This is a genomic window from Paenibacillus sp. strain BS8-2, assembly GCF_054483835.1.
In genome coordinates, this window is sequence record NZ_CM137010.1 from 6160226 (window position 1) to 6182389 (window position 22164).

22 protein-coding genes are annotated in these 22164 nt (G+C 49.9%); 4 read left to right on the plus strand and 18 right to left on the minus strand.

The window, feature by feature from the left end; all coding sequences use genetic code 11:
• Positions 1-134: 134 nt before the first annotated feature.
• The 3 genes from ACX1C1_RS26665 to ACX1C1_RS26675 form a co-directional block, all read right to left on the minus strand.
• Positions 135-1721 carry a peptide chain release factor 3 gene (locus ACX1C1_RS26665; RefSeq protein ID WP_458955132.1) on the minus strand — a complete coding sequence of 529 codons (1587 nt, stop codon included), beginning with the start codon at positions 1719-1721 and terminating at the stop codon, positions 135-137.
• A 139-nt stretch (positions 1722-1860) separates the two neighbouring features.
• Positions 1861-3417 (minus strand): glucose-6-phosphate dehydrogenase, encoded by a 1557-nt coding sequence (zwf, locus tag ACX1C1_RS26670; RefSeq protein ID WP_458955133.1) that lies wholly within the window; start codon positions 3415-3417, stop codon positions 1861-1863.
• Between the two features lie 146 nt (positions 3418-3563).
• The gene (locus tag ACX1C1_RS26675; RefSeq protein WP_458955134.1) at positions 3564-4439 is read right to left on the minus strand and encodes a hypothetical protein; all 876 of its coding nucleotides are present in this window, start codon (positions 4437-4439) and stop codon (positions 3564-3566) included.
• Positions 4440-4893: 454 nt separating this feature from the next.
• Between ACX1C1_RS26675 and ACX1C1_RS26680 the strand changes: the two genes are divergently transcribed.
• Positions 4894-5601: a hypothetical protein gene (locus tag ACX1C1_RS26680; RefSeq protein WP_458955135.1), complete on the plus strand. Its 708-nt coding sequence runs from the start codon at positions 4894-4896 to the stop codon at positions 5599-5601.
• 265 nt (positions 5602-5866) lie between these two features.
• On the opposite strand, the gene ACX1C1_RS26685 is transcribed toward ACX1C1_RS26680, so the two are convergent.
• Together ACX1C1_RS26685 and ACX1C1_RS26690 are read right to left on the minus strand one after the other, a co-directional pair.
• Positions 5867-6019 (minus strand): hypothetical protein, encoded by a 153-nt coding sequence (locus tag ACX1C1_RS26685; RefSeq protein ID WP_458955136.1) that lies wholly within the window; start codon positions 6017-6019, stop codon positions 5867-5869.
• The gene (locus ACX1C1_RS26690; protein WP_458955137.1) at positions 6016-6750 is read right to left on the minus strand and encodes a copper homeostasis protein CutC; all 735 of its coding nucleotides are present in this window, start codon (positions 6748-6750) and stop codon (positions 6016-6018) included. Before ACX1C1_RS26690 ends, ACX1C1_RS26685 begins: the two co-directional genes overlap by 4 nt.
• 286 nt (positions 6751-7036) lie before the next feature.
• Here ACX1C1_RS26690 and ACX1C1_RS26695 point away from each other — a divergent pair, with 286 nt between their 5' ends.
• A complete protein-coding gene (locus tag ACX1C1_RS26695; RefSeq protein WP_458955138.1) occupies positions 7037-7486 on the plus strand; it encodes an SRPBCC family protein in 450 nt (149 codons plus the stop codon).
• Positions 7487-7786: 300 nt separating this feature from the next.
• On the opposite strand, the gene ACX1C1_RS26700 is transcribed toward ACX1C1_RS26695, so the two are convergent.
• Positions 7787-9256, minus strand: a complete 1470-nt coding sequence (locus tag ACX1C1_RS26700) for a molybdopterin molybdotransferase MoeA (protein ID WP_458955139.1) — start codon at positions 9254-9256, stop codon at positions 7787-7789.
• Between the two features lie 10 nt (positions 9257-9266).
• On the minus strand, positions 9267-9401 hold the full coding sequence (locus tag ACX1C1_RS26705) for a hypothetical protein (RefSeq protein ID WP_458955140.1): 135 nt from the start codon (positions 9399-9401) through the stop codon (positions 9267-9269).
• 92 nt (positions 9402-9493) lie between these two features.
• Here ACX1C1_RS26705 and mobB point away from each other — a divergent pair, with 92 nt between their 5' ends.
• Positions 9494-10054 carry a molybdopterin-guanine dinucleotide biosynthesis protein B gene (gene mobB, locus ACX1C1_RS26710; protein WP_458955141.1) on the plus strand — a complete coding sequence of 187 codons (561 nt, stop codon included), beginning with the start codon at positions 9494-9496 and terminating at the stop codon, positions 10052-10054.
• A 12-nt stretch (positions 10055-10066) separates the two neighbouring features.
• Here mobB and ACX1C1_RS26715 read toward each other — a convergent pair whose 3' ends face one another.
• From ACX1C1_RS26715 to ACX1C1_RS26740, 6 genes are all read right to left on the minus strand, one after another.
• The gene (locus ACX1C1_RS26715; RefSeq protein WP_458955142.1) at positions 10067-10717 is read right to left on the minus strand and encodes a response regulator; all 651 of its coding nucleotides are present in this window, start codon (positions 10715-10717) and stop codon (positions 10067-10069) included.
• 208 nt (positions 10718-10925) lie between these two features.
• Positions 10926-11921 carry a sensor histidine kinase gene (locus ACX1C1_RS26720; RefSeq protein WP_458955143.1) on the minus strand — a complete coding sequence of 332 codons (996 nt, stop codon included), beginning with the start codon at positions 11919-11921 and terminating at the stop codon, positions 10926-10928.
• Between the two features lie 119 nt (positions 11922-12040).
• Complete coding sequence (locus tag ACX1C1_RS26725; protein ID WP_458955144.1) at positions 12041-12754, minus strand: PspA/IM30 family protein; 714 nt, start codon at positions 12752-12754, stop codon at positions 12041-12043.
• Between the two features lie 4 nt (positions 12755-12758).
• Positions 12759-13265: a PspC domain-containing protein gene (locus ACX1C1_RS26730; protein ID WP_458955145.1), complete on the minus strand. Its 507-nt coding sequence runs from the start codon at positions 13263-13265 to the stop codon at positions 12759-12761.
• A complete protein-coding gene (locus ACX1C1_RS26735) occupies positions 13253-13939 on the minus strand; it encodes a PspA/IM30 family protein (protein WP_458955146.1) in 687 nt (228 codons plus the stop codon). The genes ACX1C1_RS26730 and ACX1C1_RS26735 overlap by 13 nt, the downstream gene beginning before the upstream one ends.
• A gap of 63 nt (positions 13940-14002) precedes the next feature.
• Positions 14003-14299: a LiaF transmembrane domain-containing protein gene (locus ACX1C1_RS26740; RefSeq protein ID WP_458955147.1), complete on the minus strand. Its 297-nt coding sequence runs from the start codon at positions 14297-14299 to the stop codon at positions 14003-14005.
• Between the two features lie 272 nt (positions 14300-14571).
• Between ACX1C1_RS26740 and ACX1C1_RS26745 the strand changes: the two genes are divergently transcribed.
• Complete coding sequence (locus ACX1C1_RS26745; protein WP_458955148.1) at positions 14572-15147, plus strand: C40 family peptidase; 576 nt, start codon at positions 14572-14574, stop codon at positions 15145-15147.
• Positions 15148-15238: 91 nt separating this feature from the next.
• On the opposite strand, the gene ACX1C1_RS26750 is transcribed toward ACX1C1_RS26745, so the two are convergent.
• The 5 genes from ACX1C1_RS26750 to ACX1C1_RS26770 form a co-directional block, all read right to left on the minus strand.
• Positions 15239-16795 carry an ABC transporter substrate-binding protein gene (locus tag ACX1C1_RS26750; protein WP_458955149.1) on the minus strand — a complete coding sequence of 519 codons (1557 nt, stop codon included), beginning with the start codon at positions 16793-16795 and terminating at the stop codon, positions 15239-15241.
• A 73-nt stretch (positions 16796-16868) separates the two neighbouring features.
• Positions 16869-18449 (minus strand): NHL repeat-containing protein, encoded by a 1581-nt coding sequence (locus ACX1C1_RS26755; RefSeq protein ID WP_458955150.1) that lies wholly within the window; start codon positions 18447-18449, stop codon positions 16869-16871.
• Positions 18450-18639: 190 nt separating this feature from the next.
• Complete coding sequence (locus ACX1C1_RS26760; protein ID WP_458955151.1) at positions 18640-20184, minus strand: ABC transporter substrate-binding protein; 1545 nt, start codon at positions 20182-20184, stop codon at positions 18640-18642.
• Between the two features lie 78 nt (positions 20185-20262).
• Complete coding sequence (locus ACX1C1_RS26765; RefSeq protein ID WP_458955152.1) at positions 20263-21201, minus strand: carbohydrate ABC transporter permease; 939 nt, start codon at positions 21199-21201, stop codon at positions 20263-20265.
• Positions 21202-21213: 12 nt separating this feature from the next.
• The gene (locus ACX1C1_RS26770; protein ID WP_458955153.1) at positions 21214-22119 is read right to left on the minus strand and encodes an ABC transporter permease; all 906 of its coding nucleotides are present in this window, start codon (positions 22117-22119) and stop codon (positions 21214-21216) included.
• Between the last annotated feature and the right edge of the window lie 45 nt (positions 22120-22164).

A 22164-nucleotide genomic window follows, 5' to 3' on the forward strand; every position in this document is an offset into this window, starting at 1 on the left:
ATCCCAACTATTATAGTCTATCTAACTATCAGGTTCAACGAATACGAAGGAGTTTCATAGAGTTGGAAGATTATCATCAAAAAACCTCCAACAGACAATGACGTCTGCTCGGAGGTTTCTGGCGCTTCTTACACTTATGGAGCCGTCTCCAGAAACTTGGAGGTCGGGTTTTTGTCGATGGCCGTACGCATGGCATATTCGTTCTCGAACAAGGCCACGTAATTCCCCTTCTTGTCCTTGACGAGCGTCGAGTTGATCCGGAATTTGGAAGGATCGATCTTATCGTCCACGATCCACCTCGCGAACTGGAAGGTCATCCGGTGAAGCTGGATGTCGACGCCGTACTCCGCCTTCATACGGTGCTCGAATACTTCGAATTGCAGATGGCCGACGACGCCGAGTATCGTTTCGTCGAAGTTGCCTGTCGAATAGAACACTTGAATCGTGCCTTCTTCGGTCAACTGGTCCAGACCCTTCTGGTATTGCTTGTGTTTAAGGGCATTCTTGACCGTTACCTTGGCAAAAATCTCTGGAGAGAACGTTGGCAGCTCATCGAACTCGATCTCCATCCCTTGCGACAACGAATCGCCGATTCGGAAGATACCTGGATCGAACAACCCGACAATGTCGCCGGGATATGCCATCTGGACGATATCGCGGTCTTGGGCGAGAAATTGCTGAGGCTGGGACAGCTTGATCTCTTTCTTATTGCGGACATGCTTGACCGCCATCCCGCGCTCGAACCGTCCCGAACAGATCCGCAGGAACGCGATACGATCCCGATGCGCCGGATTCATGTTTGCCTGAATCTTGAATACGTAGCCGCTGAACTTCTCGTCCGTCGGCTCGACCAAACCTGTCGTCGTGTTGCGCGGAGTCGGTTTTGGCGCAAGCTGCAGGAAGTTCTCGAGGAAGGTCTGCACGCCGAAATTATTAACCGCGCTCCCGAAGAAAATCGGTGTTAATTCGCCGGCTCTCACTTTCTCGTAATCGAATGGGTCGCCGGCAACGTCCAATAGCTCTAGATCCGCGATAAGCTGATCTGTCAAGTAGTCGCCTGCCATCTCGCGAATAATCGCATCATTGTAGTCGTCTACTTTACGAACCTCGATCGTAGAGTGGTCATTGCCCTGGAACAACTCTACCTGCGTTTTCATTCGGTCGTAGACACCACACAGCTCGCGGCCCATGCCGATTGGCCAGTTCATTGGCACGGAGCGGATCCCGAGCACCTGCTCCAGCTCCTCCATCAGATCGAATGGGCTCTTGCCCTCGCGGTCAAGCTTATTGATGAACGTGAAGATAGGGATCCCGCGTTTGCGACATACCTGGAACAGCTTCACTGTCTGTGCTTCTACACCCTTTGCGACGTCGATCAACATGACTGCGCAATCCGCCGCCGTCAGCGTCCGGTACGTATCCTCGGAGAAATCTTGGTGACCTGGTGTATCCAGAATGTTGACGCGATGCCCCAAGTAGTCGAATTGCATCACGGAAGAAGTAACGGAGATCCCCCGCTGCTTCTCGATCTCCATCCAGTCAGAGGTGGCGTGGCGGCTTGCCTTGCGCGCCTTGACGGAACCCGCTTCCCTGATAGCTCCCCCGAATAGAAGCAGCTTCTCTGTCAGGGTCGTTTTGCCGGCATCCGGGTGAGAAATAATCGCGAATGTCCGCCTTTTGTCCACTTCCTGTTTAATTTCGTTCGTTAATGATGGATTCATGCTTGCCTTCCCTTCACGATCGTATCGCCGTTTATCGTTCTACATATGATTAGTCATTCCGGGACGTAGAAGCGTCGACAATCGGAATGACTAATATTATCGGTCTATAAGCGAACGTACTTAACACTCATTCATATGCCTATTTCTCTTTGTTCGTGATCCAGATGACATTGTCCTCATCTTGCCCGTTTACAGGCCACCAATGGTGATCATGCTCAGCGAGCAGCTTATTGGACTTGTCAGGCCCCCAGGAACCTGCCGGGTAATGCTCCAGATCGGAGGCGTCTTCTCGCCAAGCCTTTGCGATACGATCGACGAACTCCCAGGCATGAGACACTTCATCCCAACGCGTGAAGTATGTGGAGTCGCCGCGCGCCGCATCATGAATGAGACGTTCATACGCTTCTGGCGTATTGATGCCAATCATGCAGCTCTGGCAAAATTCCATCGACACGGGCTGAACATCATTGTCCGCGCCAGGCTTCTTGGCGTTGATCTTGATGTAGATGCCCTCCATGGGATTAACCCGAATGACGAGCAAATTGGGCGATAGCTCATGCTTCTGCGCGAACAGCACGTTCTGCGGCATCGCCTTAAATTCCACGACAACTTCTGTCGTCTTGACCGGCAGACGTTTGCCCGTACGAATATAGAACGGCACGCCGGCCCAGCGGAAATTATCCACGAATACCTTCGCTGCAAAATACGTTTCCGTCACCGAGTCCGTACCAACCGAATCTTCCTCGCGATAACCAGGAAGCTCCTTGCCGCCCAGCTTTCCTGCCGAATATTGACCTCGGACGACATGACTCCGGACCTCATCGCTTGATTGGTAGCCGCGTAGAGATCTGAGTACCTTGACCTTCTCGTCGCGGATATCCTCGCCATGCAGACGGCTTGGCGGCTCCATCGCGATCATCGTCAGCATCTGAAGCATATGGTTCTGTCCCATGTCGCGCAGTGCGCCGGACTTGTCGTAATATCCGCCGCGTTCTTCTACACCAACCGTCTCGGACAACGTTATCTGCACGTTGGCGATGTGGTTATTGTTCCACAGCGGTTCGAAGAACGCGTTAGCGAACCGGATGACTTGGATGTTCTGGACCATCTCTTTGCCCAAATAATGATCGATCCGGAAGATCTCTTCTTCCTTAAACACTTGGCCCAATTGCTCGTTCAGTTTCTGCGCGGAGGGCAGATCATAGCCGAACGGCTTCTCGATAACGAGCCTATGCCAGCCCTTGGACTCCAGCAAACCTCCGTCGCGCAGATTAAAGGATACGGGACCGAACAGCGAAGGCGCAAGCGCCAGATAGAACAAGCGGTTGCCAGCGATATCGAATTTCTCGTCCAGCTCCGCCGACAACGAGGACAACTGACGGAACCCATCGACATCGTTAATATCGAGCGACATATAGACGAAGTGCTCCGCAAAGCGGGTCCACAGCTCGATGTCGTCCGCCTTATATCGACAGAATTCGTTGATGGATTCGTATAGATCGGCTCGGAACTGCTCATTCGTGCGCGCTCTGCGAGCCAGGCCCACAACTGCAAACCGCTCGGAGAGCTTCCCTTCTTTATATAAACTGAACAATGCCGGGAACAGCTTGCGTCTAGCAAGGTCGCCTGTTGCCCCGAACAGATAGTAGACTGCACCTTCAGGGGATACCGCGTCGTTAACAGGATTGTAAGTCATACGCCTCATTCTTTCTACCTGAATTTTTATGGAATTACATGTTATGTAGTGTAGCATATTCATCCTTAATTAGCCATTGAACGACTTACAAAAAATACTGCCATTCTAAAGAAAACAGCCAGTACCTTATAATCGGATATATTTCATTATTCGACATTTTCCACTGCTGTAACCGAGGAGAAATCTCCAGAGATAAGCGGTACGCCGATCGTTAGTTCATCCCTTGCTGCTTCCGTGCTATGATGTACGGCAACCTGGAGATTCGCGCGGCGGCGCTGATCCAGCGCCTTGGTCGTTAACAATCCATCACTTAACATCGTAATACTCCGCGTGCCTCCATCCTCATACTGCTCCTGGACTTTTCCTAAGGCCATTCGCTCCAGCTTATCCGCTGCTCCCTGTGTATCCGAATAACCATGCGTCTTCATGGTCAGCGTCCACTTCTGCGTCGTGTCACTAAGAATCGCGCCGAGTCGCGTTAAGGCAGTCTGAAGACCTTGCTCCGTCGCCCCTTCAATACCTGATTCCAGCAGAAGAATGACTGCATGCTCAGCCCCCTGCTCCTCCGTCATATGCAAAGAGAGCATTGCCTTGGTCTCTCCTGTCCCAAGATTGCCTGGAAATTGACCAGAGATGCTATTGCCATTGTTCGTTACCATTCTCTCCGTCTCGATTTTGCCTCCCGTACTGGCAAATACGGCATCGGACAAGTCACCTAATCCCACCTTATCGCTTAAGACTGCATCATATCGGAGCGTCCATTCAGCATTGGTCGCCCCTCCAGACATTACGGAATCGCTCCAGCTCCACAGTTGTCCCAGATCATGAGCATAACGAGTAGTCAGTGCCTCGCTCGTGTCCGGCGATCCCGTCCTTTGTATCAGCAATGCCGTTAAGAGTAGAAGAACAAGTGCTGCACTCACGAATACCACACTATATTTGTTGCGCAGGCTTCGACGTCTTCCACGGGTCTTAGGTGAAGTTCCGTCCAGATTCAATAAAGAATTCCGGGGTACATACATGTTATTACCTCCATTTCTCATATTGGCAATCCAGCATACACAGCACAACGAACAAATACATCATCACAACGAACACTAACATATAGAAAAAGATCAAATCCGTTCTTTATAAACGACAAATACATCCAGCGTTAAAATCTAATGCGGCCATGAAGGATGCTCCTCCTACTAATTCCGCATAAATGAAAAAATTCCTGCCCATTCATTGGAATAAAGCAACATACAAGGTATCATCCCTCTAAGATCAGAAGACTTTCATCTTCTTTCTTTTATCATCCAAATCGACAGAGAAGGCTTGATATCGACAATAAATTTCTTTATAACGAACAATTCTTAAGTATTCGACTCTCTGTTTCGCGTTTTTTCTCGTTCGTTATATAGTATGATCATTGTAATATTCTCATCGTGGCGCTAGTGGAGTGTCATGATTAGCATGAGGAAGGAGCCATGCAGTATGGCCGACTATATACGATCCATAAGAGGAATTGAACGTTCGCACGCTTATGCGCCAATCAGCGCCATAAATCCTTATGCCTCCTATCGGAACCGGGAGCTTATTGAGCCATCGCGCGCTGAACCCGCCGATGGACTAGGCGAGTGGGAAGCACTGTCGGCTAAAGGGGCCGCGGCCTGGCTGCGTGCGGCGAAGACCGCCGAACAAAAGCTGAATCGTCTCATGATCGAGCTGGGCAGGCAGGAAGGCTGGCGGAATGCCGAAGTAACGAAGGACAAGCTCCATGAGCTGGAGAACATTATTAACGAGCTTGATGTCGTATTTATGGGAAACAAGCAATACTTGATGCCTGAGGTTTGGGAGGTCATTGAGCTTGCTCTTCGACATCCGGCTACTACACACCTTAATCTAGTAAGGGAGATATCGTCGAGCAGTAAAGGATCTGGCTTGTATAAGGAGCATTCTCATGCAACCTTCTCTCCCCCTTCAGCTATTGGCGACCCGGACAAGGTGCGGCGTCTGCTGCTCGGAGCAGATGGATTGCTGACGGGATTGAAGACCGCGGTCACATACGCCGAGAAGCATCAGCCTGCAGAGTGGCTGAAGCTCCCATTCACAGCCGCATATCCATACGCGATGTATTATGGCGCAGCCCAATTGTACTGGCCGCTCCCAAGCAGGGGCTCTGTCGTCAACAAATATATATAACTCGGTATCGCCGTCCTTTGGCAACGCAAAGTTTGACCATGCTGCAGAGGTTGTGCTAGACAGACAGACAGACAGACAGACAGACAGACAGACAGACAGACAGACAGACAGACAGACAGACAGTCCGTCATTCAATCCTTTCCATGCTTTCATAACCAACTGCAAGCCCCTCACATGAAGGGCTTGCAGTTGGTTATATAACTTCAGGAGCTCGACTCTACTCGGCACGTGCAGCAGGTAGGTCGCGCCGCAAACCAGTTGTCGCTCATCCACGCCGATCTTCGACATAAGAGGGCGGATTGCCGATCTCTCTTACAATCTCACCGTGCGAGTCGACCGCAACAAGGTGACCGATATATTCGCATTCAACTAACGGCCCCCTATGCTCCTCCACGAGCAATCCAGCCTTTTTCGTCATCTGCCTTCCCCCTCCTCTTCGCTGGCTAGCTTTCCTTCTTGTCCGCCACGAAGCAGGTTCGCGCAGCTCATCACCCGTTCTGGATCGATCGGCGCGTCCTCTCTTCCCCCAACTCTCACTCCGGTCCCGAAGTGAACCTCGTTAACACCTGCTGCATCCTTCAGAAAAGCTTCGAGCTTCTCAACCGACAAACCTTTGGCTGCGATAAGCTTTAGCCGCGTAGACGCCTGCAGTTCACGGAGCAAATAACGAGCATGCCAAGCACCGTCGGCGTTGCCGCCCGAGGTCAGCACACGATCTATGGACGGGATCTGCTCAAGATCACGGAGCACTTCCGCGATATCTCGCGCTTCATCAATCGCCCGGTGGAATGTTACCGGCAGTTCCAATGCTTCCGCACACAACTGCCTGATTGCAGCAACGTCGATTCTGCCGTTAGGCGTCAATGCGCCGAACACAAACCCGGCAACACCTAATTCACGGGTTATTCGAATGTCCGCAACCATCGTCTCCAGCTCGTCCTGCGTATAAACAAAGCTTCTGCTATGCGGCCTTATCATCACGCGCACTGGAATACGCACGGCTTGTACAGTTCTTGCTATCGTACCGTAGCTAGGTGTCAAGCCGCCTTCCGACATGGCGGCAATCAGCTCAATACGATCCGCCCCTGCCCGTTCGGCTGCCACCGCTTCTTCAGAAGAAGTCGCTATAATTTCCAATTTGCGATGCATACTATAATCACCCTCAGCTAGAATTTCATCTATTATCGATGCTTGAAGCAGCAGGAACTCTGTCGCTAATTATCTAATTCCCACTCCCATTACGATAACGAATGCATTTACAGTTGCCAAGGGGACGTTTTGTTCTCATAGAGGGGCATTTTTCCGAGAATAAGAATGTGCAGCTTCAAGCAGATTGCTGATGCTTCATTAATCGGCAGGATACTATCGATGTTTAGTTGAATTTCATTAGGGACAGCGGAAAATCTCATATACTTTTGGAAGAGGAGGATATGACATGAGCGTTCAATTTGAAACGAAAAAAACCTTTAATGTTCCAAGAGAAAAAGTATACGAAGGTTTGCTCGACCTGGATTCAGCAAAACATTGGATGCGTGGGTTAGTACGAATAGAGCGATCGGATGAAGGTCCGCTAAAGGTCGGAAGCGAGTGGAGAGAAACAAGGACAATGATGGGGATAGAAGGCGCGGAAGTATTAAAAGTTACGAATCTGGAGCCCAATAAAATTGAAATCTATGTAGACGGTTCTAAAGGATCAAGCGGCAAAGGGGAACATTTTTATACTTATACACTAAAAGAATTAGAACATACTACTGAGGTTACGATGCACGGTGAAGTTAAAGGGATGACTGGCATTGCGAAACTGGTCAGTAAACTAATGACTTCCTCCTATCGCAAAATTTGTGACAAGGATTTGGAAGGGTTAAAAAATTATCTAGAAAAATAGTATCCCTCGTTTATGCCCTCAATGTGTAATTTGAGAAGATGACATTGAAAGTCAAAACAAGTTATCATGGCGCTCACGGAATAGATGTATAAAAGCAGCGGCAGACGAAGACGTTAGCAAGTCTTCGTCTGCCGCTGCTTTATAGGACTGGTTCAATCGAAAGCTTTATTTTTACCGGAATACCTGCCAGGCAACTGCGCAGCCACAGAGCCAAAAAGCTGGGAATAAGCTCGGCTTCGAGCAGTTGCTTGGACTAGCCGCACACGGCGCTTATGCTTCCATGCTTCCATGTCAAACCATTCACGTCGGCAGCAGCATGACTTGCGCTTGCTCGCCTGCTTCCAATCCTTGCGGTCCCGCCGGGACGATAACAAGCCCCTCCGCATATGGAATGGATACCAGCATGCTGGACTTGGAGAACGCAAGAGGCTCGGCGTACATCATACCGTCATCACCGTAACGGAGCCGGGAACGAACGAAGCGTACATGCGGGCTGCCTTTGGTGACGGGGAGCGCCAGCTTAGCAGCAATCAATTGAGGCAGTGGCGACGTACAGCCCTGCATGGCGGCAAGCGCCGGACGCGCGAACAGCTCGAAGCCAACGAAGCAAGCCCCCGGGTTGCCGGATAGGCACAGCAGCAGCTTGCCCTCGTAGAGCGCAGCCGAGGTTGGACTTCCGGGACGCATGGCTACTTTGTTGAACAACAGCAGACTCTCGCGTCTTTCCCTTTGGTCTGCTCCCTCTAGCCTAGCTTCCTCTACTGTTGCCCGATCCATATTCGTCTCGCAAGAATACTGCAACGGCTCTTCACCTTCGGTGGTATTCGTCCTGTTATGTTCTGCAGTTGGATTAGCACTGACGCTGGTTCCAGCAGCTGCTCCCAGCCCCCGCAGCAGACTAGCCATTACGTCGTAATCGCCTACAGACACCCCGCCCGTCGTGATGATCAGATCCGCCTCGCTTGCCGCATGCCGAAGCGCCCTCTCCACCGCTTCCAGCTCGTCCGGCAGCGTCCCGCATAGCCACGGCTCCGCGCCGCTTTGCTCCACCATCCACGCGATCATCGCGCTGTTGCTGTCGCGGATCCGCCCCGGCGCCGCCTCGGCCGCCACGGGCAACAGCTCGCTGCCGGTGGCGAAGATCGCCACGCGGGGGCGCCGGTACACCGGCACGTTGGCATAGCCGAACGTGCCAAGAAGTGCAGCGTGGCCCGGCCGCAGCAGCGTGCCGGGCTCCGCCAACAGGCTCCCGAGGCGAAGTTCCTCGCCTCGTGGCGCCACGTTCTGGCCGGGCAAGGCGGCCGCTCGCACGAGCACCGCCGCAGCGCCCCCGGCCAGGGACGCCTCCGCGGTCTGCTCCAGCATGACGACCGCGTCGGCGCCTTCGGGGACAGCCGCGCCGGTCATGACTCGCGCGGCCGTCCCCGGCATCAGGGTCGCGGAGGAGAGCTCTCCCGCCGCGACCGAAGCAACCACGCGGAGCAGCGCCGGGGATTCCGGCGCCGCTCCCGCGGTATCCGCCGCGCGCACGGCGTAGCCGTCGAGCCCCGCGCGCGGGAACGGCGGCCAATCGCTCGTCGCGCTCAGCGACTGAGCGAGGCGGCGGCCGCCGCCCTCGGCCAGCGGCGTTAGCTCGCTGCCGACAGGTCTTGCGGCGGCGGCTTCGACGACTCGCCGCTGCGCTTCTACCGGCAGGATTGCTCGCCGGTTGAACCTTCCGTCGCTCCCTGCCTGCTTGACCTGTTCGTATGGCAACCTATGGTTTGACATAAGCGTTCACCTACCTTATTCCATCCGAGCCCATCTCTCGTTGCATGTATTGTACCACGGCCGACCAGCGTATCACGACTAATAATTTGGTCGATGACGCAGCGCAAGCTGCATAACTAACGCCGATGTTCCCATACGTCAACATGGTACAGTAACTCCCTGCACATTTTTCCATCTCCGATAAGTGACGCCTGATCCCTGCTTTGTTAGAATGAAATATTAGAAGGAGGTAGAATTGTGCTCACAGCAGATGATTACAGAACCGACATAGACGTTCGCCGTCCATTCGTGTTTCAGATTGTAGGATACAAAAATACCGGCAAAACCACGTTGGTCTGCCGGCTGGCGTCGCTTCTCAAAGAAGCCGAATATAGAGTCGGTACAATTAAACATGATGCCCACGAATTCCAGATGGATCATTCCGGTACCGATACTTGGAAACATCAGCAGTCCGGTGCGGACATAACCGCCATTGTTTCATCCACTGGATCAGCCTTGGTATCACGGCATCCAGCTTCACTGGACCAGATGATCCGACTAATGGCGGACATGGATTTTATTCTGGTGGAAGGGTACAAGCATGAGCGCTATCCCAAAATTGTATTAATCAAAGCCGAAGCTGATCTGGAGCTAGTGGAATCTTTAAGTCAAGTTGCTGCGGTAGCCCTATGGCCGGAAGCTTATGACAGCTATGCCGAAACCATGCGGTTGCGCCGAGCTGCCACAGGTAACATCCCCGATTTCCCGATCGACGATGCCAAGGCAATGCTCGACTTCATTTACTCGCTAAATGTATAGCAGCTTAGTTTGTTATTCCGCAATTCCCTGTTTGTGCGCATAGATCGCCGCCTGCGTCCGATCGTCCACATGCAGCTTGTTGAAAATATTCGTAATATGGAATTTCACCGTCTTGATACCGATAAACAATCCATCCGCGATCTCTTGATTGGACTTTCCTTGTGCGAGCAGCTTGAGAACATCCATCTCGCGTTCGGTCAAATCGTCATGCAGCGGTGCTTTTTCCAGTTGCTTGGGTTGCCTGAACCGGTTCATCATTTTGGCTGCTACTTGCGATTCCAGTACCGATTGTCCTCGCGCAGCAGCCCGAATAGCCTCTGCAATTTCGTTAGCACGGGATGTCTTGAGCAAATAACTGAACGCCCCCGCTTCGATTACAGGATAAATCTTGCTATCATCGATGAAGCTGGTCAGCACGATGACCTTGCAATCTGGATGCTGCTCGAGCAGCTTCGCCGTCGTCTCCACGCCATCCATCCCGTCCATCACCAAATCCATAAGAACAACATCCGGGCGATAGGACGTTGCCAGACGAATGCCGTCCAATCCATTACTGGCTTCTCCTACGACCTCGATTCCGTCCTCTGTATCCAGCACAGCCGCCAAGCCGATCCGCACCATCTCGTGATCGTCCACCAGTAATACTTTAATTGGTGCCTCCATCCCCACATCTCTCCTTATAGGTAGTTCAAAATATCCGCTTTCCATTACGATGTCCCGCAAGATGCCTATTCGACTTCGAATATGGAACTCAGCCGAACCTAAGCGTATGCTTTCGAAGTATGTTTCCTTTGGAAACATTGCGGTTTCTCACATAGCTCTGCTATGCTCCGATACTCAGTTTCTAGCTTCATCCCATCTTCGCCTCATCTTATTTGTTATCAACAGGTACCCACAGATGGATGGTAGTTCCCTCACCGGGCTGCGAAATCATCTGCAACGAGCCGCCTAGCTCGTTAACCCGCTCCTCCATCGTAAGCAGTCCGTACGAGGTTTGTTTCTTCGCCTCCAGATCGAATCCGACGCCGCTGTCCTGTATCGTCATATGCACTTTGTTGTCCAATCGAAGCAACCGAATATGCATCTTGTCGGCTTTAGAATGTCGAAGCGTATTGGATAACGCTTCTTGCGCAATGCGGAACAGATGATCCTCCGCTCCTGGCAATAACGTGATTGATTCATCCACTTCCAGCGTAATATCCATTGGGATCTTCTGTTGAAGCTCGTCAATCAACGCTTTTAGAGCCTGTCCGAGACTCTTCCCTTCCAGATGCACAGGACGAAGATGTAGCAGCAACGCGCGCATCTCGGATTGCGCTACCGCAGCCATCTCTTCGATAAGCTGAACCTGCCGCTTAGCCCGCTCCCAGTCTCGTTCAATTGTACGACTGACAGCCGTTGCCGTCATCGATATCGCGAATAGCTGCTGGCTGACTGCATCATGAAGCTCTCGCGCGAGGCGTTGCCTCTCTTCGATAACAGCTGTGAATCTCACCTTTTCCTTCCAGCTTGGATCACCGTCTTCTTCCTGACGACCCTCTCCGGAATTATCGGAATCGATGGTGACCGCATAAGCCGATCGCTTCCGTTGCTGCTCGGTCAACCTGCGAACTGCTGCTTTAAGCTTGGAGTTCTGCAAGTAGCTCATAACGGTAGCTGCAGCCAGTCCGCAGCCAACGCCGATCAATCCCATTACCGCCCATTTCCCTTTTAGTGTGTACAGTTCGACTACATCGAGCCCCTGCAACACGATAACCGCCAAACTTACGATAATTAGCAGCCATAATACCGTCTCCGCCGCATTACGTTTCCGTGCCGCAGTTGTTCCTTCCGTTCCCTGACCGCGCTGCTCCTGATCTGTTTGCATCTTGCACGCTCCTTATGTAGCCTGGCGCAATGCCCCCTATATGCCTGCCCTATCCAAGCATCTCGCCAAAGCAGCAAAGAGCAGACCGTCACCGGTCCGCTGCTTCGCTCTAGCCGTTATTATTCAGTTGCTGAGTTGCCGGATTGCGGGGCGCTCCCGTTCAATCTGCTCTTAAGCGCCTCGAGCTGCTCGTCAACCTTCATACGTTTCTCGAGATCAACCGTGCTCACATTTGTGGAGCCGGATTGGCTGCTATAGCCGTATGGGGTACGCAATACATCAGCTTCAGCTTCAAGCTGCATAATTTTTTCTTCCATCCGGTAGAAACCGCGAGAAGCAGTGCCGCTGTCAATCGAATGGTTCGAGCTTAGTTGCGCCATTTGTTTCTGCGCCTTCGCTACTTGAGCACGTGATGCAAGCTCATTACGTTTGTTGCGAAGCTGGTAGAACTCTTCTTTCATGCCATGCAGCTGCTGCATCAACTCATCCGCTTGACCTTTCGCTTGAGCATGCAACTCAATATATTCCGTTACCTTCTGATCAAAGTACAGCTTCTCTTCCAGCAGCTTACGTGTCAGTTCCTCTTGACCTGCACGAAGTGCGGCTTCCGCTTTCGACTCGCGATCCGCAGCATTACGTACCGAATCCTCGAGACGTTGTTTCATGCGGCGCTCGTTCGCCATTTGTTTCGCGACTGTTACTTCCGCTTGATGAATTTCGGATTCCATATCACGAAGGTATTGGTTCAGCATGATAACCGGATCTTCCATTTTATCTAGTACCTCATTCATCGATGCTTTCGTCATATCCTTCATTCTTTTGAAGATTCCCATTTTGTTATTCTCCCTTCTCGTACTTTGCTAATTTAGATTTTAATTCTTCGATTTCACGTCTTAGCGCCTTTTTCTCGAGATCATCCATCATACTATCGAAGCCTGGAGTAGCGGCTGGTTCATCTTTGCTGTAGTCCCAGTTTCCTTGAGGCGGCGGTGTTGCCTGTCCGTACGATGTCTGGAACGGACGTCCTTGTTGACCATTATAAGGACCATAGTTGGTGTTCTGATATCCGCCGCCATTGAAGCTGCCACCATAACTTCCGCCACCGTATCCGCCTGGACCATAACCGCCATGTCCGTATCCGCCGTGGATAGGCGGTTCCTTCGGAATAACTAGGAAAGCCAGTAGATAAATGAATATTACAGCTCCACCCGAGATAAGTGTAACGACAATCAGCAAAATCCTGATTAAGGTGGCGTCAACATTCAACATTTCACTAAGTCCGCCGCACAATCCGAGCAGCTTCTTGTCGCGTCTAGAGCGGTATAGTTTCTTCAAGAAGACCATCCTTCCTTCTCAAGTTTGCGTTTGAGTTCATCAAGCTCGCGTTCAACCACCGATTTGATCGTACTGCCGAGACTCCCATTATCCATTCCGTGCCCCATCCGGCGTACATCGCGGATACTCTTTGCTTCCGTCTCCAGATCGGTAATACGATCCTCCATCCGACGGAACATTGCACCAGGCTGTGGACCTGTTTCGCCATAGCCGCCGAATCGACTATTCAAACGTTGCTGCAATCTTACCGATTCCATACGTGCGGCATAATACTCACGTTTGTCATATACAGTCTGATATTCACTGCGCATTTCGCGAAGCTGTTCCTCGAGCTCAAGTGTATGCTGCCTGCTCTGCTCGAACAATTCTTTATACTGGACAGCCCGTTCCTCGCAGCTCGCTTTCTCGTGGAGCGCGTATCGTGCCATGTTTTCTTCTCCGGCCTTGAGAGCAGTCATTGCTTGCTGCTCCCTGCGCTCCTTCTGCGATTCTGCCTGCAGCCATTGCGCTCTCAGATGGTTCGAATGGCTTGTATATTGTTGGTGAAGCTTCTCTGCTTGTATGATATCTTCTCTGGTGGACCAGAGGAATTGGTCGATCATCCGAACCGGATCCTCGGCCTTCTCCAATCTTTCGTTTAACGTTGCGACCGTGATATCGCGAATTCGTCTTACGATGCTCATCTCTATATCCTCCTCGAAGGGTCCGAAAGCGGCAACTCTCCTTGCCGCCCGTCCGCCTGTTTCTTAATTCATTCCCCGTTTGCCGCCTTTAAATAACGATATGCCTGCTACTACAAGTCCGATCGCGAGGATCAGCATCAACAATCCGCCCAGCTTGCCAAGAACCATAATACCCCCAAGCGCGATCAGAATCCCGCCAATCACCTTCTTGTTATTAAGCCACCCCACAACTCCGAAACCGATAAGAACAAACGGAATCAGAAAACCGATGATTCGGCCAAAGTCGATATTAAGGAAGTTCAAAGCGGCAAGTCCGCCGACGATAATGAGCAGTACGCCCAGTGCACTCTTTCCATTCATCTCCAAGTCCCTCTCCTTTCCTAATGGAATTCCGATTAGAAATTCTTCATATTCGCTTTTGTCTTACATGTTCTTGCTCTTGCTTATGTACTTAGTATAGATGGTTTAAAGCCTTGGTAAAACAGACTTTCGGCTGTTTCCGAACTAGACTTAAGTCGAGTCCCGAGCCCGTCCTGAGATCCGCAATTGGGTTCGCGACCAGTTTTTGCAGGTTATAATCGCTTTCAGACCTATGTTACGGTATAGCTATCAACCAGGAGGTGCATATTACTATGACAAACACGAAACAAAACATATTCAAGAAAAGCTTAATCGCAAGCGTAGTTGCAACTGCATTGCTTACGACTGGCGTTGTCCCGCTTCCGATTGATGGACAAGCACATGCCGCTACAGCAAGCTCTTCTAAATCCTCTAAGATCGAAGCAACAATTAAGTTAGGCGGCAAATACATGGGTACACCTTACGAGTTCGGATCGAACCGCAGCACAACGCGGACCTTTGACTGCTCCGATTTCGTAAAGCATATCTATAAGCAAGCAACAGGCATTACGTTGCCTGGATCCTCCGCTACGCAAGCAGCATGGGTCAAAAAGAATTCAACAGTCAAAACAAGCTGGTCCAGTCTGAAACGTGGAGATCTTGTGTTCTTTATGTCTTATAAAGGCTCTTCCGCTTCCAGCTACAAAAGCATTAAGAAATCCGCTCAAAAGGTAACACATGTCGGGCTATACCTGGGTAATGGCAAAATCCTTCATACGTATTCCGCCAAAAGCGGCGGCGTACGTGTGGATACCGTTAAAGGCACGCAGTGGGAACACCGCATGATCTTCGGTGGCAGCGTACTATAGGAGTTGCAATCATCTTTATCATTTTAACATGATTCGCTGCAAACAAACGCCGTGGTTCGCGATATATTCGCGCTCCGCGGCGTTTGTTATGTTAACTTTGATCATTGTTTTTCGCCAAATAAGCGTCGAACTGTCTTTGCTTCTCAGCAATAATCCTTTCGATGCCCGCTGCCTTTAGTTTATCCTCATATTGCGGGAGAACATGATCGATATCAACGGCTCCTGTGTCCAGCGCATTCACGTATTGACGATCGACGTTCACCACTGCCGCGACCTCTGCTTTCACCGGGGTGCTGTCAAATACGAATCCTAATCCGGGAGAGAGATGCGCGCCGATATTAAACGCCTTGAACTTCTCCCATTTGACGGGATCCTCCGTGTCCCAGACATCATTAAGAAATTGATTGCCGAACATCCAGGTCGATGATGGATTATAATCCTTCGTATGCTCGGTCTGCCGTATAATATGTTCGTCAACGTTCTCATAATGCACACCTTGGATGCCATAATTGAGCAAATTATTGAGATAGCGGTCAGTATGAAGCAAATTAATCCATTGCATCGCGAGATCCGGTCGCTTCGAAGTTGATGAAATGCCCAGCATGGAGCCTGCCGTCTCGGAAGTCGATATTGTCTTGGCGTTTAATTCCTTCTGTGCAAGCTTGCCGATCAATCCTGTCTGAATGGCGATTTCCTCAGCTTTGCCAGGCTTAAGCGAAGAAGTAATCGCGAATACATTGCCTCCCATAAGTGCATCCATGTTCATCGTACCGTTCGTAACAGCGTCGTTGTTAATATACCCTTTCTGATAAAAATTTCGAGTGATTCGCAGCGTTTCTACATACCGTTCCGTTTCGAAATTAGGCTTCACTATCGTACTGTCGCCATCCTTGAGCAGTATGCCCGGAATCGATGTATCGCCTAACGCATCATAATTGCCGATATAATGAGCGTTAAATGTCTCTCCCTGCTTCATATAAATAGGAATCAAATCCGGCTTCATCGCCTTAATTTGGGCAAAAACCGGTTCTAAATCCGCAATCGTATGAACGGGATCCATGTTGATACCAAGCTCCTCCGCAATATCCTTGCGGTAGATAATGCCGCCTTGCGCAGCCAGCTCTTTGTTTGTCGGCACGCCATAATTGCCTCCATTGATCTTGGAGCCGCTCAAGAAAATGGGGTCCAGCGTAGTTAATATGCCTTGTCCATAAGTCTGCAGCAGCTCCGTCAGCTCGATAAAAGCACCTTTTGCCACATTGACCGCATGTTTGTTCCACTGCGCCGTGAAGATGATATCCACCTTCTCGCGTGAAGCAATCATTAAATTAACCCGGTCCTCCCATTGCCCCCAATCAATTGGCATAAGGTCGATTCGAGCATCCAGCTTCCCACTGCCGCTCAAATATTCGTTGATTGCCGCCTCTACTTCAAGCTCATCCTTCTGGACTGCTCCCGTATATACAAACTTAATTGAGTATATATCGTGTGTATCGCCAGTCGCTTCAGACAGAGACGAATCCTGATAAGCGCTTTCATTTTCCGATGAAGCAACGCATCCGTTCACTATTACAATAGAAGAAAGGAGGGCAAGCGTAAGCATTTTCCTACTGCATATGATTGCGGGTATCATTCGCTGATGCGCCATGCCACTCCTCCATCTTTAACCGTTTTATACCATATACTTCTATTCTAAAGGTTCAGTGTCAAAAAGCAATACATCAATCCACTCTTATATAAGTCATATCCTGCAACGCGACCCACGATTCTCCCACCAAAATCCCATTGTTCGAGCTTTGTTCAATGCGCTGTTCTTGTATATCTGTGAGCGAACCGTCTTTCGTCCACGATACGAATACACTCTCTCCTGTCTCGTCCTGCCGGATCCAAGCCATCGTGCGGCTTGATTGCTCCTTGTCAACGATCCAATCACCGCGCTCGCTCAGCATAACAATTTGCTGGGATTCCCGGTCCACCAACAATACGGGCTCCTCAATACCTGAGCGACTCTGGAAGGATATGACCGGTTCATACTGGTTCATCTCATCTCCAGCTTTTCCTTCTTTAAGTCCGATACTCTGACCACTCTCCACCTCGAACAGTGTGTAGCTTTCATTTACGATATCTCGTACTCCTTGATCCCCTTCTAGATCGTAAAATCGAAGCACCGCATATTCGTCTTCTGAGCCCAGCCATCCGGCGACTTCTACATAGGGACTGGAGCTTTTGTCATAAATCACAGATTTGCCACCCCCTTCTCGGTCGTAGAAGGTTATACGATCCATCGCTTTGGTGACAAATTCAGAATTCTCATGGATTACGTTATTTTTATTGGTTGTCGACGAAGGATAGTTTACCGCGTATTTGCCATTCGGGCTCCAGAAGAACCATCCAACCTGCTCTCGATCTGCGTCAGAACGGATAGGTAATGAAGTAAGAGTCCCTCCATCGTTATCTATCAGTACAAATCGATTATTCTCGCTATCAAAGTGCCAGATTCTTTCTCCATCCGGTGATACAGATGTCATATAGAATGGCCAATGATGTTTCGCACTGATTGGCAGCAGCGACAACTCTTCGTTCGAAAAATCTAATGCCCACAGTTTACCTTCTGAGTAACTATTCAACATTAGTGTTTCTCCGGTCTCTGTTATCCAACCTTTCGCCAAATGCTCAGAATCCGAAATATCTTCGAATTCCTTGATTCGAGGGATGATCTCCGTGACCTCGCCTGTCAAAATATCCAGTTTATTGGCGCTATAATAATAAGTATCTTGCTGCTCATTATCGTTATGGACGGATATGTACATCAGACTGCGGTCATCAACGAAGCCGTATGCCTTGGCTATCGAATGCAGGGCATAGCTGTTATCTGTATTAGCCCGAAACAACGGATACGAGCGGAACGTTCCGCTCTCCGGGTGGACCACGATTGCGGTGCGGGCAAAGATACCTTCGCCGTTCCCTGGGTCTTCTGTTGTGACGATATGAACAGAATAAGCCGTACCGTTTTCCATCGTTGTTGTATACCATTCATCTGCACGTTCATTGTCCCCCAGTCGTAGCTGGAATCCACCCTCCATGGAAAGAAGCTTGATCGGCTCATCTTCTTCTGCAATCCATGTCGGCACAGGGGTTGTTGCCATCGTAGGGCTTGGCAATACAGGCGTTACCTGAGAGGTAGCCGTTGCCTTGGAAGGTATCTCTGTTTGCTGCGTATTGCGATTGATTGATTCGTTAGTATTTGTGCAGCTTGCCAATAATAACGAAACTCCAACTAAGAGAACGGTCATTCTTTTCATGATTATCCCCTCTATTCCAAAATTAGTCACTTCTATTGACGCAATAATCACCACTGAAGTTGCGGATCGACCTAGCAGAACTAGAAATTACATCGTGTATACAGCTTCTGCCCAGAATAAGAAAAGAGACCACCCTTCAGTCATCTGCACAATGACCGAGGGATAGTCCCTGCTTTTCACAACTTGTTTATTACTTCGAAGCAAGGAAAGCATCGAATTGCTTCTGCTTCTCGGCGATCACTTTATCGATACCCGCATCTTTAAGTGCTTGACGGTAATCCTTCAGACCTGATTCCGTCTCGACGGAGCCTGTTTCTACCGCCTTCTGGAACTGGCGAATCACGTTCGCAAGCGCACCGACCTCGGATTTGACCGGTTCACTGTCGAAGACGAAGCCGAGTGCCGGAGATGAAATTGCGCCTTCGTTAAAGGCTTTGAATTGCTCCCATTTATCAGGTGCTTCCGTATTCCACACATAGTTGAGGAATTGGTTGCCGAACATCCAAGCAGATCCGGGAGAATAATCTACTGTTTTGTCAGTAGGCGTTATAATTTCTCCGCTGCGTGTGTAATGAACACCTTCAATGCCGAAGTTCAACAGGTTGTTGATCTCTTTGTCCGTATGCAGCAGGTTGATGAACATCATCGCCCGCTCCGGATTCGTCGAGGTCGAGGAGATACCCAGCATGGAACCAGCCGTCTCGGAAGTCGCAACCGTCTTCTCCGTCATGATGATTTGTGCTGTTTTGCCCGGAATACCTGCAGCGCTAGCAATCTCTGCATCCTTACCTGGTTTCATTGGCTCGATCGTCGAGAATACTTTGCCCGCATTCCAAGCGTCTGCGGAAGCAACCTGAGTCGTCGCCGCATCACTATTGATATAACCTTTCACATAGAAGTCTCGTGCCAGCTCCAGATACTCAAGATACCTTGCCGAATCTTCTACCGGGGCAACTGCAGTGGCCGTTCCGTCCTTGAGCAGCGCTCCAGGGATCGTAGAATCTCCTAAGAAATCATAGTTACCGAAGTAATGGGCATTAAACACTGCGCCTGTCGTATACAGCGGTACAAGATCCGGTCTTTTTTCCTTCACGACAGCGTATACCGCGTCCAGATCCTTAGGTTCTTTAACGAGACTCATGTCAATGCCAAGCTCATCCGTAACATCCTTGCGGTATACGATACCGCCTGCAGATGCAAGCTCCTTGTTTGTCGGTACGCCATAGTTCTTACCACTGATCTTGGCTCCCTCGAGGAATGCAGGGTCCAGTGTTTCCTTGATCCCTTGGCCGTATTGTTCGATTAGATCGTTAAGGGGGATAAACGCTCCTTTGGAGACGTTATTGGCGTGTCCGTTCCATTGTGCCGTAAAGTAAATATCGATGACGTCGCGTCCCGCGATCATCAGATTGATTTTGTTATCCCATGCGCCCCAGTCAATCGGCATCAAGTCGATCTTCGCATTGATTTTCTCCGTCAGAAGTTTGTTAAGCGCCTCTTCTACGACGGCTTCATCCTTTTGCGGTGTACCCGGATATACCAGCGTTAAGGTATGTGGCTTAAGCTCTTCCGTTGTATTGTCCGCAGCTTCTTTCGTAGCAGCCGGCTTATCCGGCTCTTTCGTTGCTTCCGTTTCCGTTCCTTTGTTATTACTCGAACAAGCGGATACAATGAGGGCCGTTATCATGGTGAACAAGAGCAGCGATACCCATTTTTTTTTGTTCTTCTTTGTCATCGCAATGACCTCCCGATCGGAATAATGATTATATGCTTAACTAGCTTTGCTAGCTCAAGCCAACAACAACCAACCACTTCAACCTTTAACTGCTCCTACCGTCAAGCCTTTGACAAAATACTTCTGAAAGAATGGATAAGCGAATATGATCGGCCCAATCCCGATGATGACCATCGCCATCCGTACAGTTTCGCTCGGAAAGCGGAAGGTGCCGCCAGCAGCTTGAATCGCGGCTGCTGCCGTGCTGTTATTGGCTAGAAACTGGATGTTTAGCATCGTCTTATACATCAAGTATTGAACCGTAATATTGGCGTCCTTGGTGATGAACACCAGACTGAGAAACCAGTCATTCCAATACGTGAGCGTCTGGAACAGTGCAACCGTCGCCAGCACTGGGAGCGATAATGGGAGAACAATTCGGAGGAAGATGGTTAACTCTCCTGCTCCGTCTATTTTGGCTGACTCCAGTACAGCCGTCGGAATCGTCGTCATAAAGAATGTTCGCATAATGAGGACAAAGAAAGCCGAGATCACCAAGGGCATAATAAGCGCCCAGATGTTATCCTTAAGATCCAGCATCTGTACATAGACCAAATACCAAGGTACTAGTCCGCCGCCGAATAACATGGTAAAGAAGACAAAAAACGTAAAATGTTTGGCATGTGGAAAGTCGCTTCGAGAGATGGGATAGGCGTACAACGCCATAATGATTAGACTCGATAAAGTGCCAACGACCGTTACGAATATCGAAACGCCATAAGAGCGAATGATCTGCGTCGCGTCCGCAAACAGGAACTCGTACGCACCCCAGTCGTATTTGGTAGGAAAGAACTGATAGCCTTCCCGTACGACCGTCGATTCATCGCTGATGGATACCATAATGATCAGGATGACCGGTATGATACAAAGCAGCGAGTATAGGATAAAGAATACTTGTATACCTGCCGAGGCCGGCAACGACAATCGGTTCTTGGGATTGGAGGCGCTAGGCGCTTTCTCCATAATCGGTGCTTCCATGCTCTCCGCCTCCTAGAATAATGCGTTATCTTTGTTAATTCGCCTGACGACCCAATTGGATAAGAAAACGAGCGTAAATCCGACAACGGATTGCAATAGACCGGCTGCCGAAGATAATCCGATATCGCCAACTGTCAGGAACGTGCGATACACATACGTATCGATTACGTTCGTAACCGGGAACAATACACCCGATTCTCGGGGAACTTGGAAGAACAGACCGAAGTCGGCGTTAAAGATACGGCCAATCTGAAGCAGCGTCATAATGATGATAACGGGCATAATTAACGGGATCGTTATTCGTGTCATTTGCTTCCACTTGCTCGCTCCGTCAATCGTGGCTGCCTCGTAATATTCTTCATCGATTCCGATAATCGCCGCCATATAGATGACGGTATAATAACCGACCCACTTCCAGGTGTTGACGAGCGGAAGCACGTACGGCCATACCTCTTTGGTGAAATACCATTTTACTTCCTCAAGCCCCAATATCGGCAGCACGGTTGTATTCAGAAACCCGTGTTCATCGCTCATGAAAGCGAACGCCAGGTAACTCATAACCACCATCGATAGGAAATAAGGCAGGAACATAATCGTCTGATGCAGCTTTGCGAGAAAGCGGTTTCGCATCTCGTTAAGCATGATGGCAAATGCCAGCGGTACGATGATATTAAGTACAATGAATCCCCCATTATATAGGAGCGTGTTCCTGGTAATGATCCAAGCATCCTTTGTTTTGAACAAGTACTCGAAATTCCGAAGACCCGACCATGGACTTCCTAAGATACCATCTGTGTAATTGATGTTCTTGAATGCGATCAGAATGCCGAACATCGGGATGTAGTTATTGATAATCAAGATGGCGACTGCAGGCAGCATCATCAGATAAAACATCCAGTATTTGCGGAGATTCGCCATCGCCTCTCCTCCTCTCTCTTGTTAATGTAATTGTAAGCAAAAAAA